Raw genomic sequence first — 14,306 nt, 5'->3', positions numbered from 1 at the left:
TGATTAAAAGTCAGATGCTCTACCGACTGAGCTAATGGCTCGGAAATGGCTGGGGTACTAGGATTCGAACCTAGGCATGACGGAATCAAAATCCGTTGCCTTACCGCTTGGCTATACCCCAACAAATGGCGGTCCCGACCGGGATCGAACCGGCGATCTCCTGCGTGACAGGCAGGCATGTTAACCGCTACACCACGGGACCTAAATATTTTATCTTCTTTTATAAGTGGTGACCCGTACGGGATTCGAACCCGTGTTACCGCCGTGAAAGGGCGGTGTCTTAACCACTTGACCAACGGGCCATGGCTCCGAAGGTAGGACTCGAACCTACGACCAACCGGTTAACAGCCGGTTGCTCTACCACTGAGCTACTTCGGAATGTTGTTCGTTTGTCGTTCGCATCACGCTGTCGACTTTTATTATTATAGACAGGTCTATCCTAAACGTCAACACTTTTTATAAACTTTTTTCTAAGTTTTTTTCAAAAAGCTCACAAACCCTTGTTTTATAAGGTTTCTTCAGTATAAAACAAGTCTATTCATTCCTTCTTAAACACCCATTCTACCCGATTATTTCACTTTTTACATAGGTAATTGCACTTCTGCATTTACTACAACAATACTTACTTACATCCATTTTGCGCTTTCTTCTATATAATTGCTGACACCCTACACAAATATACGTATGAATTGTCTGTCTCCGCTTCTTTTTTTGATTTTCTTTTATAGTAGAACAAAAACGAGGAGCTCCCACTTTTTTTAATAACTCACGGAAATCCTTATCCCGATGCTTATAACCCATCCCTCTTATATGTAAGTGATAGTGACATAGTTCATGCAAAATAATCCCCCGCAGTTCTTCCTCACCAAAATGATCATAGAGTTTCTTATTGAGTTCAATATTATGGGACTGCAGCAAATAACGGCCACCTGTCGTTTTTAAACGACTATTAAAATACGCTTGATGTAAAAACGGGACTTTAAAATAAGCAAGCGATAATTGTTCTACTAATTGCTGTACTTGTTCATCTGTCATATCATCCACCTCCAAATCACCAAAATATTCCCTCAATCGTTTCAAAGCTGCATGTTCGTTTCATACATCTGCAAATATACTTCTTCTCCATACAAAAAAGTGTACAAGGAATCCCCGTACACTTTCTATTTTAATCATTTTGCGCTGCTGGTGGTAGCATTGTTAGGGAAATCCGACCTTTTTTCACTTCAACGCCTTCTACCCATACGGTTACGATATCACCTAATGAAACAATATCAAGCGGGTGTTTCACGCGTTGTTTTCTCATTTTCGAAATATGGACAAGTCCATCTTGCTTCACACCAATATCAACAAACGCCCCAAAGTCGACTACATTTCGTACTGTCCCTTGTAGTTCCATACCGACTTGTAAATCTTCCATTTGTAGTACATCTGTTTTTAATAATGGTTGCGGAAAGGCATCTCGTGGATCACGCGACGGCTTCATTAACGTGTCGACGATATCTTGAATGGTTACTTCACCAACCCCTAGTTGCTCACTTAAATCGGAAATCGATAACGTAGCAATTGCCTCTTCTGCCTTTTTAGAACCGACATCCTTTTTCGTCACACCGGCAATTTGTAAAATTTGTTCTGCTAATGGATAACTTTCAGGGTGAATCCCTGTTGCATCCAGTGAATTTTTTGCTTCTGGTATACGTAAAAAACCAATCGCTTGTTCATATGTTTTGGCACCAAGACGCGGAATTTTCTTCAATTGTGCACGAGACGTAAACTTCCCACCTTCTGCACGGGCATTGACGATATTTTCGGCTACTGTTTTTGATAACCCTGAAATATATTGTAAGAGCGAAGCAGAGGCTGTATTGACATCAACTCCGACTTGGTTTACAGCCGTTTCCACAATAAATGCTAACGATTCTGCTAATTGCTTTTGCGAAACGTCATGCTGATACTGGCCTACTCCCACCGCTTTCGGATCGATTTTCACTAGCTCAGAAAGTGGATCTTGCAAACGGCGCGCAATCGACACCGCACTCCGTTGCTCTACTTGTAAATCTGGGAACTCTGCACGTGCGACATCTGAAGCGGAGTACACAGAAGCACCTGCTTCATTGACGATAACGTATGCAATATTACCTTCTATCTCTTTTAATGTATCCGCTATAAACTGCTCTGTTTCTCTAGAAGCAGTGCCATTGCCAATCGCAATCATTGTAATCGGATATTTTTTCAATAACGCTTTGACCGTTTCTTTAGACTTTGCAACATCCGGTTTTGGTGGATGTGGATAAATGGCTGTTACCTCCAGCATTTTCCCCGTTTCATCGATAACAGCTAGTTTACAACCTGTGCGGTAAGCCGGGTCCACGCCGAGTACCATTTTGCCACGAATGGGTGGTTGTAATAAAAGATTCCGTAAATTTTCCGAGAAAATATGAATGGCTTGTGCTTCTGCCTTTTCTGTTAGTTCGGCACGAATTTCACGTTCAATGGATGGCTCAATTAACCGCTTATAGCTATCGGCAATCGCTTCCTTTACTTGTGCCACTGCATCACCCATGAATTTTGAGGGAATCCACTTATGCTCCATCGCTTGGATTGCACGCTCTACTGGTACGGCAATAGATACACGTAAAATGTCCTCTTTCTCACCACGGTTAATCGCTAAAATACGATGTGGTACGATACGATTGACTGGCTCTTCATATTCATAGTACATTTCGAATACTTGCTTTTCATCTTTTTCTGCATTCTTTCCAACGGTTACAACTTTGCCTTCACGACGGGAGAGCTTGCGTAACTGTTCACGAATGGATGCATCATCAGCAAAGCGTTCTGCTAAAATATCTCGCGCACCTGCTAAAGCAGCTTCGGTTGATTCGACGCCTTTCTCAGCATCTATATACTTAGCAGCAATCGGTTCTATCGTGCCTTTAGGGAACTTCATTAACGCATCTGCCAGTGGTTCCAGTCCACGCTCTTTAGCAATCGTCGCTTTTGTACGACGCTTTTGTTTGTACGGACGATACAAATCTTCCACACGTTGTAAAACCGTTGCCGCTTGAATGGCAACCGATAGTTCTTCTGTTAACTTCCCTTGCTCATCAATTAAACGTAGTACTTCTTCCTTCCGTTGCTCAAGCTGTTGTATGTAATGGTAGCGGTCTTCAATCGCTTTAATTTGCACCTCATCAAGAGAACCCGTCGCTTCTTTACGATAGCGCGCGATAAACGGTACAGTATTGCCGTCTTCCAGTAGCTTAATAACAGCTTCTGCTTGATGTGGTTTTACATTCGCATCTATTGCAATGAGCTGCAACATTTTCTTTTGTTCCATCATTCCACTACCTTTCATTTTTCATGACTTCATTTTACCATCACCACTAAAAAAGAGCTTACTATTCACTCCTTGATATGCTCTACATTAAAACAAAAAAGAGCGACGAAACATTGCGCTGTTTCGATGCTCTTTACTTTTATGTATTAAAATTTTACTAACCCTAAGCTAATCGCTAATGCAATATCTACTTTCTCCATGAGCGCTTCATCTAACTGCGTAATCCGGTCTGTTAACCGTGATTTATCAATTGTACGCAATTGTTCAAGCAAAATTACCGAGTCGCGCTCGAAACCATACTTTTTCGCATCGATTTCCACATGCGTAGGTAATTTTGCTTTTTGAATTTGCGCAGTAATTGCAGCGATGATAACCGTCGGGCTAAATCGATTTCCGATATCGTTTTGAATAATTAAGACAGGTCTTGTACCACCTTGTTCAGAACCTACAACAGGTGAAAGATCTGCAAAAAAAACGTCCCCACGTTTTACAATCAAATTGTCATCCCCCGCTAACGAGACGCTCTACCATATGTTCTGCCTCATACTCTGCATGTAGACATTCCCTACAAATTGCCAGATTGATGTGTGACATTTCCACATAGCCCTTCATTAAAGCTTCCCGTATATGATTTGGTTGTGTATGCTTCGAAAAATTTTCAGTCGACATGTACGTGACCTCATTTTCGCTAAAATAAATCAATTCAAACATATGTTTGAATTCTGTAAAAAAATCATTCGTTTGTTTTACCATTAAATCTTGCGTTTCCAATTTTTTCGCGTACACAGAAAGCACCTCCACCCAAAACCATACGTACACTTCTACATTACAAGTTCATTTTAACATCGAACATTGGCAATGAAAAGACAAGAATACAAAAAATCTGACAATCCTTGTAATTAGCCGCGCGGTTTCTAGTAGAATTTCGTGCTTTTATTTGTTACTATACATCCTCGGAACGCGTGAAGTGATGATACATGGCACTTCGTAGTTAATTGTGTCGCATTTTGTCGCCCATTCATCGATTGAAATAAAATCGTTTTCTTGTGCGCCTAACAATGTTACTCGTTCTCCAACATTATATGCACGTGGCAATAAAATCATACATTGATCCATGCAAATTCTCCCCACAATTGGACAACGCTCTCCTCTTACAAGAACGGTTTGTCCGCCTAATTTGCGAATCATCCCATCTGCATAGCCAATTGGTAACGTACCAATAAAGCAATCTTCTGTTGCCGTGTACGTTGCACCATAACCAACCGATTGCCCTGCTTTTAATTGTTTCACATGGACAAGCTCTGTTTCTAATGAGAGCGCTTGATGAATCGGAAACGGTAAAATATGCGAAACATAACCGGAAGGCGCTAAACCGTATAACGAAATACCGTAACGAACTGCATCAAACTGTAGCGTTGTGTCTTTAATTAAAGCTGTCGCCGTATTCGCTGCATGTACAAGTCTCGGTTTAACTGGTAATGCCGCAATGAGCTCTTTAAACAGACTCGCTTGGTGATCGAAGTATTGTGTCTCTTCCTCATCAGCTGTTGCAAAATGCGTAAAAACACCATCAACTACAACATTCGGTGTTGCTTGGATTTCTTCATATAATTCAAGTAACTGCGCTTTCGATGTGACACCAATTCGGCCCATTCCTGAATCCACTTTCATATGTAGTAGCAGAGGCTTGGAAAGTGCTGGTGCTACTTTTAATTGCTTGACCCATTTCGGTGAAAATACCGTTAGCATAATACGATGTTCACTTGCGTACGGTGCAAACGATACGGGTGCTGCACCTAGCACTAAAATATCGGTTTCCGGAAAATGGTTACGTATGTGTACTGCTTCGTCGGGTGTTGCAACTGCTAAAATGGTTGCCCCTGCTTGTAATGCCGCACGTGCGACTTCTACATCTCCATGTCCATAAGCATTCGCTTTTACGACAGCAATAATTTGTACATGATCTTGCAAGTGACGACGCAAATTTTGTACATTGTCACGAATTGCTTGTAAATCAATCATTGCCTTTGTCGGACGGTAATAGTGTGTCTGTTCCATTTGTCTTATACCCTCTTTTGTCATTTATCAACTAGATTTTATATTGTTGTACGTCTCTATCCGCCCAACAAAGCACTTGCTATTTTACATTTCCTACTGTCATGGAAGCTGCTACTTCCATCATCTCTTCTCTTGTCAGTTTCGTTGAGGCAAGGAAGAATGATACACCGTCCTTTTCCCAACTAATCGATGTATCTGTAATCGCTCCAATTGTAAATCCTAAATCCGCTAAATCACCTGGTGCAAATACAGGCAATACCGAATTCCCTGATGCTGCTGGCTGTTGCATTAATGTATATGCCTTCTCACCTTCAAACGTCAAAACAACACGCTCTACTCCATCTTCTTGAATGACTGTCTCATCCGCAAGCTTCGTATTTTCCCACTGAACAGATGGATAATGCGTTTGCAACTCTTTATCCTCTATATCGGCAGCTGCTACCTCATTTTCCTCATTTTCTGAGAATTTTTCAACTGCATACTCTTCTTTTTTGTGCGCAACGGATAAATCAATTTCTTTAAAATCAATCATGATTTTTTCCTCTTTGCTTTCATCCATAATGACAACGGATTTTGGTAGCATCGTTTTCTTATCGACAATAATTTTTTGTAGCGGTAGACCTGTTTTCTCTGCATTGCGTGTTGCTGTTTCAAAAATGTACTCGCCGTCTTTCTCTGTCATGACCGCTTCCTTGTCCTCCGCAATGTCTTGCGCAAGCGCACCAATGAGGTAGGCTTGGCTATTTTGCTTCGGCCATTCACTCTGGAATTTATACGTTTTCCGTAATGCTGGTGTCACAACAAAGACACCTTCCTCATTCCGTACAATCATTTGCGTGACATTGTCATTCTGTTCCGTTACCGTCACACGATAAAAATCAGGCTTTGTATGCCATACATTAACATCATATGTGCGCGGCTCCCCTCCTGTTTTCATTTCCATTGTCGCGGTAAGCTCGTACCCTTTTCCGTCACCCCATTCTTCCCCTAATTTCCCAACAACCTTCTCCTGTGATGAACCTCCACATGCCACTAACAAAAAACTCATTATAACTAGTACACTAATAAGACGAAATCGCAACGCCCCACCCTTTCTCCATGTTCCTTACCGTAATTGTATGGCGTGTTTTAGCATTTTATGTACTATTTCATCAAGACAACTTGAGCAGCTGCTACTTGTTTTGTATGCGTAATGCTAATAAAACCATGAACCAGTACGCCGTCAAAATAAAGAACAGGCTTACCTACCTCATCTTTTAAAATTTCAATTTGATGCAATTCACAGCCTTTTCCAATGCCTGTCCCTTTTGCTTTGGAATAGGCTTCTTTTGCTGCAAAACGCCCAGCTAAAAATTCAATTTGACGTGACTTCGAAAGTGTGTCGAAAATGGCACGTTCTTTTTCGGTTAAAATACGTTCTGCAAACTTATATGATCGCATAAGCGCCTTTTCTATTCTCTCTAGTTCCACTAAATCAAGTCCAATTCCTAGAATCATTTAGTACCTCATCCTTTCAATCTACTTATCAATCCATGTATAATACTATTAAATCGAGGTGGAATCATGTTTATACGTAACGAAAATTTCAAACAGTACATTCATAGGTACCCTGTCGTCTCTACACTGCTAACGGTTAATTTAGCGATTTACATTTTGACATTAATCCCAAAGTTGGGCGATGAAGTTTTTTACTTCGGTATAAGTGTCAATGGCGCAATTATGCAAGGTGAGTGGTGGCGCATTATTACAGCAATGTTTTTACACGGCGGCTTTATGCATGTTTTATTTAATATGTTCTCTTTATTTTTATTTGGCCCAGAATTAGAAAAAATGGCAGGGAAAGTACGATTTTTAGCGATTTACTTTTTATCTGGTATCGGTGGTGGCTTAGCGACATTGTTAACACAAGATCCTATGTATGCAACAGTAGGAGCTAGTGGTGCGCTTTTCGGTATTTTCGGCGCATTTGGTGCTATTTTATACCGCTATCGTCATACAATGCCTGAGCTCAGACAAATTATGTTGCCCCTGATCGTCATTAGTGTCATTTTAACATTCTTACAATCTAACGTGAATGCTGCGAGTCATATCGGCGGCTTAGCAACGGGCTTCGTACTCGGTTTATTTTTCTTTAAACGAAAACCGACTGTCGTCTGGCGCAATCGCGCATAAAAAAACTTCCGAAATTACTCTTCGGAAGTTTTTTTATATTCATACCAGTTCATTAAAGCCTCAATATCTCGCTGCTCCATATGATAGGCATTTGCCTTCGCACCCGCCATCCCTGACATAACGACGACTTGCCCTGTCGCTACTTGCTTGCGCTTTTGGAAATAGCTTTGCCTTTGCTCTGTCACTTGAATGCGGCTCTTCTCTACGCAGAAGGTGACTCGACTAATTTGACGATAAATAATCATTAGCTGCGAACCATACACCTGAAAACGGGCGGTTTTATGTTGCCATATCCCTAATAATATAACCGGAATAACGAGTAACAACGATAATAACCCATAAGGATAAAATACATAAGACGGGACAATCATTAAAGGTATTAACCATAGGAAATCAATGCGATAGAAAAATGGACGTGCACGTCGTGGCGAGCGAATCATCTGCTGTTCCTCTAATTGAAACTGAAATTGCGGGAACAGGGCAGCAAGTGGTCCCATCGCCTCTTTTTTCGAAATAAGTGGAAACAACACGATTTTTTTATCTTGCCCTTCTGCAAAACCCCCACCAGCACTTTCTACTTGCACCGTTGCAAGACCGAATGGCTGACGAAGGGGATTTTCAATAATTTTAATCGCCTGCACACGATTCAGTGGAATCGTGATCCGCTTCTTTTCAAGCAACCCACGTGTAATAATCAGCCGGTCATTTTCCTCTGTTACCGTAAAATCAAAATAATTTAAGAGCGTAAGCGCAACAGATATAATCCATGCACCTAATACTCCGATAAAAATAAGCCCAATGATGAGTGCAATACTATACTTCACAAGATGTGAAAATTCATCATAAATCCATTCAAATGGGATATATTCCGCAAATTGTGAAATCACAGCGAATACCCCAAATATCACGACACCAATCCCACTAGACGTTGTCGCTAATATAATTAAATCTTTTGGGGACATTTTATGAATGACACGCCCTTGTGGTTGGATTACCCCAGCCGTTACTTCCGTTTCTACACGTCCGCGCATTTTCGCCTTGTTCATTTCCTGTTCAATCTGATCAGCTGCTGCACGTGTAATGGCTGTAAGCTGCGCTTCTGGCTTCCCATCTTTACTGCCTGCTGTTTCAACTAATACTTGCACAAGTCCAAATATCCGGTGAAAAATACCTTCTTTATAATTTAAACTTTGAATACGATCAAACGGGATATAACGCTTCTTTTTAACAAACAATCCGTATTCCACCCGCAACTCACTATCCTCAAACCAATAGCGGAACGTCCACCATTTTAATATCCCTGATACAAATGTAAAAATAAGTGCTGCTACTAAAATAAAGAGTGGAATCATTTGGCTAAAAAATCTTTCATCCCGAAAATTCAACGTAAAATTAAACCCATTGGCTACAAAGATAATAATAATCGGTATTGCCATATCCTTTAACGCTTTGACACAGTTAATCAGGGCAGAAACAGCATGTAGTTTTAATTTAGACATCTTCTTCCGCCACCCTTGCTAATTCTGAAATGCGCGCGCGTAATGCATCTGCTTCATGCGTTTCTAAAAAAGGAATGGTATGTGTCGTGGCTGCAGATGAAATGGAAATATTCGATAAACGATACCGCTTTAAAATCGGTCCTTGTTCTGTATCTACATGCTGTACACGTACCATCGGGATTAACGTCCGCGTCACGACGAATAAACCACTTTGAATTTCGATTTCCTGTTCACGTACCTCGTAACGCCAAATATTGTATCGGACGTTAGGGAAAATCCAAATAAACAAAATAATAGCAAGTATAACAATCCCCCAAGCAATCAGGTAAATATAAAGCGGCCATTCAAATGTATACGTTAAAAATGTTGCAACACCTGCAAGTATTGCGAGCAGTAGCGTTTGAAATAGTCCGTAAATACGCCAGACCGTTACCCCTCTTTCGGGGATTTTATATTTCGGTTGCTCCCTCATCTTTCCCACCTCTTTCTTCTTTGTATTTTATACGATTGAACGCTGAATTTGTTTCATTTCTAAAAATAAGGGCCTTAACCCAAATATATACTTAACTTATATCCCCTCATGCAGAACCGCTAGCTAGTAATTCATCTATAATAGCCATGAACAAAAGCGCTAAAGCGCCTGCTTATCCCCGACACGCGCTGGAGAATCCCGACAAGTGTGCTTGCCACACGTAGGAGGGAGTCGAAGCGTCGCGAGGGGATGGCGCTTTCGCCTAGACGTAGCTGTTCTTTTTCACAACCGTTATCCACAATGCGAAATTTTATAATTTCCTTAACCTAAAAAAACCGTCCCTCGAAAGGAACGGTTCATATGAACATTATTTTTCGTCACGACGACGTGGACGACGATCTCCACGATTACGGTCGCGGTCATTGCTACGACGACGATCGCCTCCGCGTTCACCACCACGATTACGGTCACCGCTGCCGCTACGACGGCGGTCTCCTCCGCCTCCGCGTCCACCACGATCATTACGACCACGGCCTCCGCCACCTTGAGAACGCTCACGACGCATTGGTAATGGACGCTCTTCTGTAATTGTTACAGGCGTTGCATCAGGCTCTTTTGTCATTGTTTTAATGGCAGCTGCTACTACATCGATAGCATCGTTATTTTCTAAAATTTGCGCTGCTAACTCACGGTAGTTGCCTAAATCATTATTTTGAACTAATTCTACTAATGTTTGCATTGCTACTTCTTGTTGCCCAGCAAGCGCTTCTTCTGTGCTCGGTGGACGAAGTGGTGTCATGCGTTTTTTCGTTGTTTCTTCCACAATACGTAAGTAACCCATTTCACGTGGTGTTACGAATGTCACCGCTAAACCAGTATTTCCAGCACGGCCTGTACGACCGATACGGTGAACGTACGATTCTGGATCTTGTGGAATATCGAAGTTATACACGTGCGTTACACCTGAAATATCAAGACCACGTGCTGCTACGTCTGTTGCGATTAAAATGTCAATTTTGCTTTCTTTAAATTGACGTAAAACCGATAAACGTTTCGCTTGGCTTAAATCACCGTGAATACCTTCTGCAAGGTAACCACGTAAAGTTAACGCTTGAGATAACTCATCTACGCGGCGTTTTGTACGACCAAAGATAATAGCTAGCTCCGGTTTTTGAACGTCTAATAAACGAGATAGAACATCAAACTTTTCACGTTCTTGTGCTTTTACAAAGAACTGCTCAATGTTTTCCATTGTTAATTCTTTCGCTTTAATTTTTACTACCTCTGGATCACGCATGAATGTCTCAGCAATTTTACGGATTGCAGGAGGCATTGTTGCAGAGAATAGTAATGTTTGGCGAGTTGATGGTACGTTTTCTAAAATCGAGTTAATATCATCGATGAAGCCCATGTTTAACATTTCATCTGCTTCGTCTAATACTAATGTTTGTACATCGTCAAGCTTTAGTGTACGACGGTTAATATGGTCAATAATACGACCTGGTGTACCTACGATAATTTGTGGCTTATTTTTAAGCGCACGAATTTGGCGTCCGATTTCTTGTCCACCATATACAGATAATAATTTAACGCGCTTATCATAACCAATTTTGTAAAGCTCTTCAGATACTTGAATCGCTAATTCACGAGTTGGTGCAATAACTAACGCTTGAATGTTTGGATTTTTAGGATCGATTTTTTCGATTAGAGGAATACCGAATGCGGCAGTTTTACCAGTACCTGTTTGCGCTTGACCTAATACATCACGGCCTTCCATTGCAAATGTAATAGTACCTTCTTGGATTGGTGTTGCTTCTTCAAATCCCATACGTTTTACTGAACGTAGTGTAGATTCGCTAATGTTTAATTCTGAAAAATTTGTCAAACTCTTCAATCTCCTTTTTTTCCTTTTAAGTTGACAAATGGTTACATTTTCAGATGAAGTATGTCGGCAAACTCGAGCCTGTACTATGGAACGTTTCCGTTACTTAAAAAATTCTCCCTGCTATTTGCAGAGCTCTCTTATATGAAAAGGAAAGCCCGGTCTTTGCCGAGCGGTTCAATTCTATATCGTTCAATTGTTCCGTTATCATGAAAATAAAATAGAATAAAACCGTTAAATTCAAAAAAAAGTACTCTTCAACATTAATTATGAAGAGTCTTCGCACAAAATGTATCCATTGCTCTACATAGTCTAACACGTGTAAGTACTGGATGCAACGATAAAGCTCGAGTCATAATAATCTGATTTTTTACAGCTCTAATAAAAATCTTAGCGCTTTACTGAACCATTCATCACAATCATCGCTATAACATATATGATGCTTCCCACATTCAGAAATATACAACAATTTTCGCTTTGCCGGAATTTTATCATATAACATCTGAGCTGTTACACTTGGCACAATCCCATCCAGCGCCCCTTGTACGATAAAGACAGGACATGTAATATGCCCGATATACGGCTCCGTTTTTCTCACAATTTTCATAAATTGAATGGTTGCTGACAATGGGACATTTTGAAATTTATGTTGATAACGTCGGAACAGTTCATTTTCTTTTAACTTTCTATGAAATGCATCATCTGCCATTGTATGAATATCCTTCACCAACTGACTTGGACTCACATATTTCGCTGCTGCACTAAGTAATACAAGCTTTTTTACACGGTAACGCTTCGCTAAATACATGGCCATGACACCACCCATTGAAAAGCCTACAATAATAATTTCATCGACCTGCTTAGCAAGCTTACGATACGCAATCTCAGCATCCATTAACCAATGCTCTGCTTTATACCCTTCCATCGCAAGCGCATCGGCATCACCATGTCCTAAAAAAGTAGGAGTTTTAATGACCCATGTTGTGTTTTCTTTTATATAATTTGCAAAAGGTTGTATTTCATAAGGTCCACCAGAAAAACCATGCAAAAAAAGGACACCTACTGTCATATGCTCCCTCCATTCTTTCGATTTCAATCATTACGCTATTTCATTTGGTCCTTACCAAAAATGCTATCGTGAAAAACCGCTCTTGATATACTATTCAAAAAAACTTGTCAGAAAGGATTTTTTATAAAAAACAAGCCGTTACACTGAAAATAAATGTACTTATTATTTGAGGTATTACCTATGTTGCTACGGAAAGAGAGGGATTGCCATTCTAAATTCCAAAAAAGAAAACGCCTCCGTTTAACATGGTTGACTATACTAAAAATTAAACACATACTACTATTTTTCATCCTTAGCTATTAGTAGCACCACCTTTTGCAAATGGAACAATTTATTAGCTAAATATAGGCTGATTGTGAAGTAGATCATTGTGTTAGGAGTGCAAGAAGAAATATAGTTAAAAACGGGCAAAATTTCTTATAAAAAAGCGTTGCGCCAGCTTTACACTGACACAACGCCTTTTAAAATACGCTCTAATTGCATACCGCGAGAGCCTTTCAATAAAATTAAAGACTGCTCTCCTGCATGTTGTTTAATCTCTTTAATAATCGGCTCATAATCCGATTCCGTATAGACTAATCGTTCGGGACCGAAATTTGCTATCAACTGGTCGTACAGCCACTTCATACGTGGTCCGTATAAGCAAACCCGCGCAATCGAGCCATCTACTTCCTGTGCCATTTGCTCATGGAAAGCACGTTCATCATCCCCAAGCTCCAACATATCACCAAGCACAAGCCATTTTTCAGGACGCATGTTGGTTGACTTCACAAACTGAATCGCTGCACGCATCGATGTTGGCGCGGCATTATACGCATCGTTAATAAATAACGGACCATTCTCTACTCGCACAAGTTGCATACGCATATCGGTTAATGTGACTTGTTTTAAAGACAAACGAATTTGCTCATCTGTTAATCCAAGTGCTTTACTAACAAGCATCGCACTTAATGCATTTTTCACTTGATGTTCCCCAAGTACGGAAATTTCAAATGTTCCCTCCATTAACCCTTGCACATGGAAGCGACTACCTGTTTCTACGGTTTCAATATTCGATGCAAGGAGTGTATTGTCTTCGCCAAAACCAAATGACATCGTTTCCGTATCAGGGTCTTCTGCGACTAACTTTCGTAAAAGCGGCTCATCCCCATCAAAGAAGAGCACCCCTTCCTCGAGTAAGCCTTTTGTAATTTCATATTTCGCCTGCGCAATCCCCGCGCGAGACCCTAAGTCTTGCATATGCGCCTCGCCAATATTCGTAATAATCGCTAAGTGTGGGCGTGCAATGCGTGTCAGGAGCTCGATTTCACCAAAACCACTCATCCCCATTTCAAGGACCGAAACATCTGTATCTTCATCCAACTGTAAAATCGTAATCGGTAAACCAAGCTGATTATTGAAATTCCCAATTGTTTTTTGCACTTTAAAATAGGGGGATAACGTGCCTGCCAAAATATCTTTCGAAGATGTTTTCCCGTTTGAGCCCGTAATACCGATAAAGGTCGCCTTATGCTCACTGCGATAAGCAATCGCCATTTGTTGAAGCGCTACCTCTGCATCCTCTACAAAAATAAGCGGCTTACCTATTGGTGGATTCGGCTCATCATGTAGCCATAACGAAGCAGCTGCCCCTTTTTCAAATGCTTGCTCGACAAATTGATGTCCATTTACTAATTCACCGCGGAACGGTACGAAAAGATTGCCCGGCTGAATAGTACGTGTATCAATGGAAATACCTGTTACAACTGTATCACTATACTCTTGCTCACGAATTTTTAACCATGTTGCAATTTGTGCTAATGTTTTTCTCATCGTTC

The 14,306-nt window shown here is 40.8% G+C and carries 13 protein-coding genes and 4 tRNA genes; 1 reads left to right on the top strand and 16 read right to left on the bottom strand.

The window, feature by feature from the left end; translation table 11 throughout:
• Positions 1–46: 46 nt before the first annotated feature.
• The 11 genes from AAGS61_RS16290 to acpS all read right to left on the bottom strand — a co-directional run bounded on the left by AAGS61_RS16290 (position 47) and on the right by acpS (position 6,892).
• Positions 47–121: transfer RNA gene (locus tag AAGS61_RS16290), tRNA-Gln, on the bottom strand.
• 5 nt (positions 122–126) lie between these two features.
• Positions 127–202, bottom strand: a tRNA-Asp gene (locus AAGS61_RS16285).
• 25 nt (positions 203–227) lie between these two features.
• Positions 228–302, bottom strand: a tRNA-Glu gene (locus AAGS61_RS16280).
• A gap of 1 nt (position 303) precedes the next feature.
• Positions 304–378: transfer RNA gene (locus tag AAGS61_RS16275), tRNA-Asn, on the bottom strand.
• A gap of 183 nt (positions 379–561) precedes the next feature.
• The gene (locus tag AAGS61_RS16270) at positions 562–1,035 is read right to left on the bottom strand and encodes a SprT family protein (protein ID WP_391374209.1); all 474 of its coding nucleotides are present in this window, start codon (positions 1,033–1,035) and stop codon (positions 562–564) included.
• Between the two features lie 130 nt (positions 1,036–1,165).
• Positions 1,166–3,337, bottom strand: coding sequence for a Tex family protein (locus AAGS61_RS16265; RefSeq protein WP_391374207.1), 2,172 nt, complete (start codon positions 3,335–3,337; stop codon positions 1,166–1,168).
• A 146-nt stretch (positions 3,338–3,483) separates the two neighbouring features.
• On the bottom strand, positions 3,484–3,834 hold the full coding sequence (locus AAGS61_RS16260; RefSeq protein WP_391374204.1) for a type II toxin-antitoxin system PemK/MazF family toxin: 351 nt from the start codon (positions 3,832–3,834) through the stop codon (positions 3,484–3,486).
• 4 nt (positions 3,835–3,838) lie between these two features.
• Entirely contained in the window at positions 3,839–4,123 is a 285-nt protein-coding gene (locus tag AAGS61_RS16255; RefSeq protein ID WP_391374202.1) for a transcriptional regulator, read from the bottom strand.
• Between the two features lie 147 nt (positions 4,124–4,270).
• Positions 4,271–5,395 (bottom strand): alanine racemase, encoded by a 1,125-nt coding sequence (gene alr, locus AAGS61_RS16250; protein ID WP_391374199.1) that lies wholly within the window; start codon positions 5,393–5,395, stop codon positions 4,271–4,273.
• A gap of 79 nt (positions 5,396–5,474) precedes the next feature.
• On the bottom strand, positions 5,475–6,476 hold the full coding sequence (locus AAGS61_RS16245) for a LolA family protein (RefSeq protein ID WP_391374196.1): 1,002 nt from the start codon (positions 6,474–6,476) through the stop codon (positions 5,475–5,477).
• Between the two features lie 62 nt (positions 6,477–6,538).
• Entirely contained in the window at positions 6,539–6,892 is a 354-nt protein-coding gene (acpS, locus tag AAGS61_RS16240) for a holo-ACP synthase (RefSeq protein ID WP_391374193.1), read from the bottom strand.
• Positions 6,893–6,958: 66 nt separating this feature from the next.
• On the opposite strand from acpS, the gene AAGS61_RS16235 reads away from it, so the two are divergent.
• Positions 6,959–7,567 carry a rhomboid family intramembrane serine protease gene (locus AAGS61_RS16235; RefSeq protein WP_391374191.1) on the top strand — a complete coding sequence of 203 codons (609 nt, stop codon included), beginning with the start codon at positions 6,959–6,961 and terminating at the stop codon, positions 7,565–7,567.
• Positions 7,568–7,581: 14 nt separating this feature from the next.
• On the opposite strand, the gene AAGS61_RS16230 is transcribed toward AAGS61_RS16235, so the two are convergent.
• The 5 genes from AAGS61_RS16230 to AAGS61_RS16210 all read right to left on the bottom strand — a co-directional run bounded on the left by AAGS61_RS16230 (position 7,582) and on the right by AAGS61_RS16210 (position 14,301).
• Positions 7,582–9,066 carry a PH domain-containing protein gene (locus AAGS61_RS16230; protein ID WP_391374188.1) on the bottom strand — a complete coding sequence of 495 codons (1,485 nt, stop codon included), beginning with the start codon at positions 9,064–9,066 and terminating at the stop codon, positions 7,582–7,584.
• Complete coding sequence (locus AAGS61_RS16225) at positions 9,059–9,538, bottom strand: PH domain-containing protein (protein ID WP_391374185.1); 480 nt, start codon at positions 9,536–9,538, stop codon at positions 9,059–9,061. The genes AAGS61_RS16230 and AAGS61_RS16225 overlap by 8 nt, the downstream gene beginning before the upstream one ends.
• Positions 9,539–9,905: 367 nt before the next feature.
• Complete coding sequence (locus AAGS61_RS16220) at positions 9,906–11,423, bottom strand: DEAD/DEAH box helicase (RefSeq protein WP_391374182.1); 1,518 nt, start codon at positions 11,421–11,423, stop codon at positions 9,906–9,908.
• 367 nt (positions 11,424–11,790) lie between these two features.
• Complete coding sequence (locus tag AAGS61_RS16215) at positions 11,791–12,489, bottom strand: alpha/beta hydrolase (RefSeq protein ID WP_391374179.1); 699 nt, start codon at positions 12,487–12,489, stop codon at positions 11,791–11,793.
• Positions 12,490–12,930: 441 nt separating this feature from the next.
• The gene (locus tag AAGS61_RS16210; protein WP_391374176.1) at positions 12,931–14,301 is read right to left on the bottom strand and encodes a UDP-N-acetylmuramoyl-tripeptide--D-alanyl-D-alanine ligase; all 1,371 of its coding nucleotides are present in this window, start codon (positions 14,299–14,301) and stop codon (positions 12,931–12,933) included.
• Positions 14,302–14,306: the final 5 nt, after the last annotated feature.

It is taken from the genome of Lysinibacillus sp. KU-BSD001, from assembly GCF_042920265.1.
Classification (GTDB): Bacteria; Bacillota; Bacilli; order Bacillales_A; family Planococcaceae; genus Lysinibacillus_B.
Note: the sequence above shows the minus strand (reverse complement) of the source record. Positions and strands in the feature narration are given on the sequence as shown.

What these genes read in the sequence shown, in the direction of transcription:
- AAGS61_RS16270 (WP_391374209.1), bottom strand. Translation starts at nt 1,035, where the DNA reads ATGACAGATGAACAAGTACAGCAATTAGTAGAACAATTATCGCTTGCT.
- AAGS61_RS16265 (WP_391374207.1), bottom strand. Translation starts at nt 3,337, where the DNA reads ATGGAACAAAAGAAAATGTTGCAGCTCATTGCAATAGATGCGAATGTA.
- alr (WP_391374199.1), bottom strand. Translation starts at nt 5,395, where the DNA reads ATGGAACAGACACACTATTACCGTCCGACAAAGGCAATGATTGATTTA.
- acpS (WP_391374193.1), bottom strand. Translation starts at nt 6,892, where the DNA reads ATGATTCTAGGAATTGGACTTGATTTAGTGGAACTAGAGAGAATAGAA.
- AAGS61_RS16235 (WP_391374191.1), top strand. Translation starts at nt 6,959, where the DNA reads ATGTTTATACGTAACGAAAATTTCAAACAGTACATTCATAGGTACCCT.
- AAGS61_RS16230 (WP_391374188.1), bottom strand. Translation starts at nt 9,066, where the DNA reads ATGTCTAAATTAAAACTACATGCTGTTTCTGCCCTGATTAACTGTGTC.
- AAGS61_RS16225 (WP_391374185.1), bottom strand. Translation starts at nt 9,538, where the DNA reads ATGAGGGAGCAACCGAAATATAAAATCCCCGAAAGAGGGGTAACGGTC.
- AAGS61_RS16215 (WP_391374179.1), bottom strand. Translation starts at nt 12,489, where the DNA reads ATGACAGTAGGTGTCCTTTTTTTGCATGGTTTTTCTGGTGGACCTTAT.
- AAGS61_RS16210 (WP_391374176.1), bottom strand. Translation starts at nt 14,301, where the DNA reads ATGAGAAAAACATTAGCACAAATTGCAACATGGTTAAAAATTCGTGAG.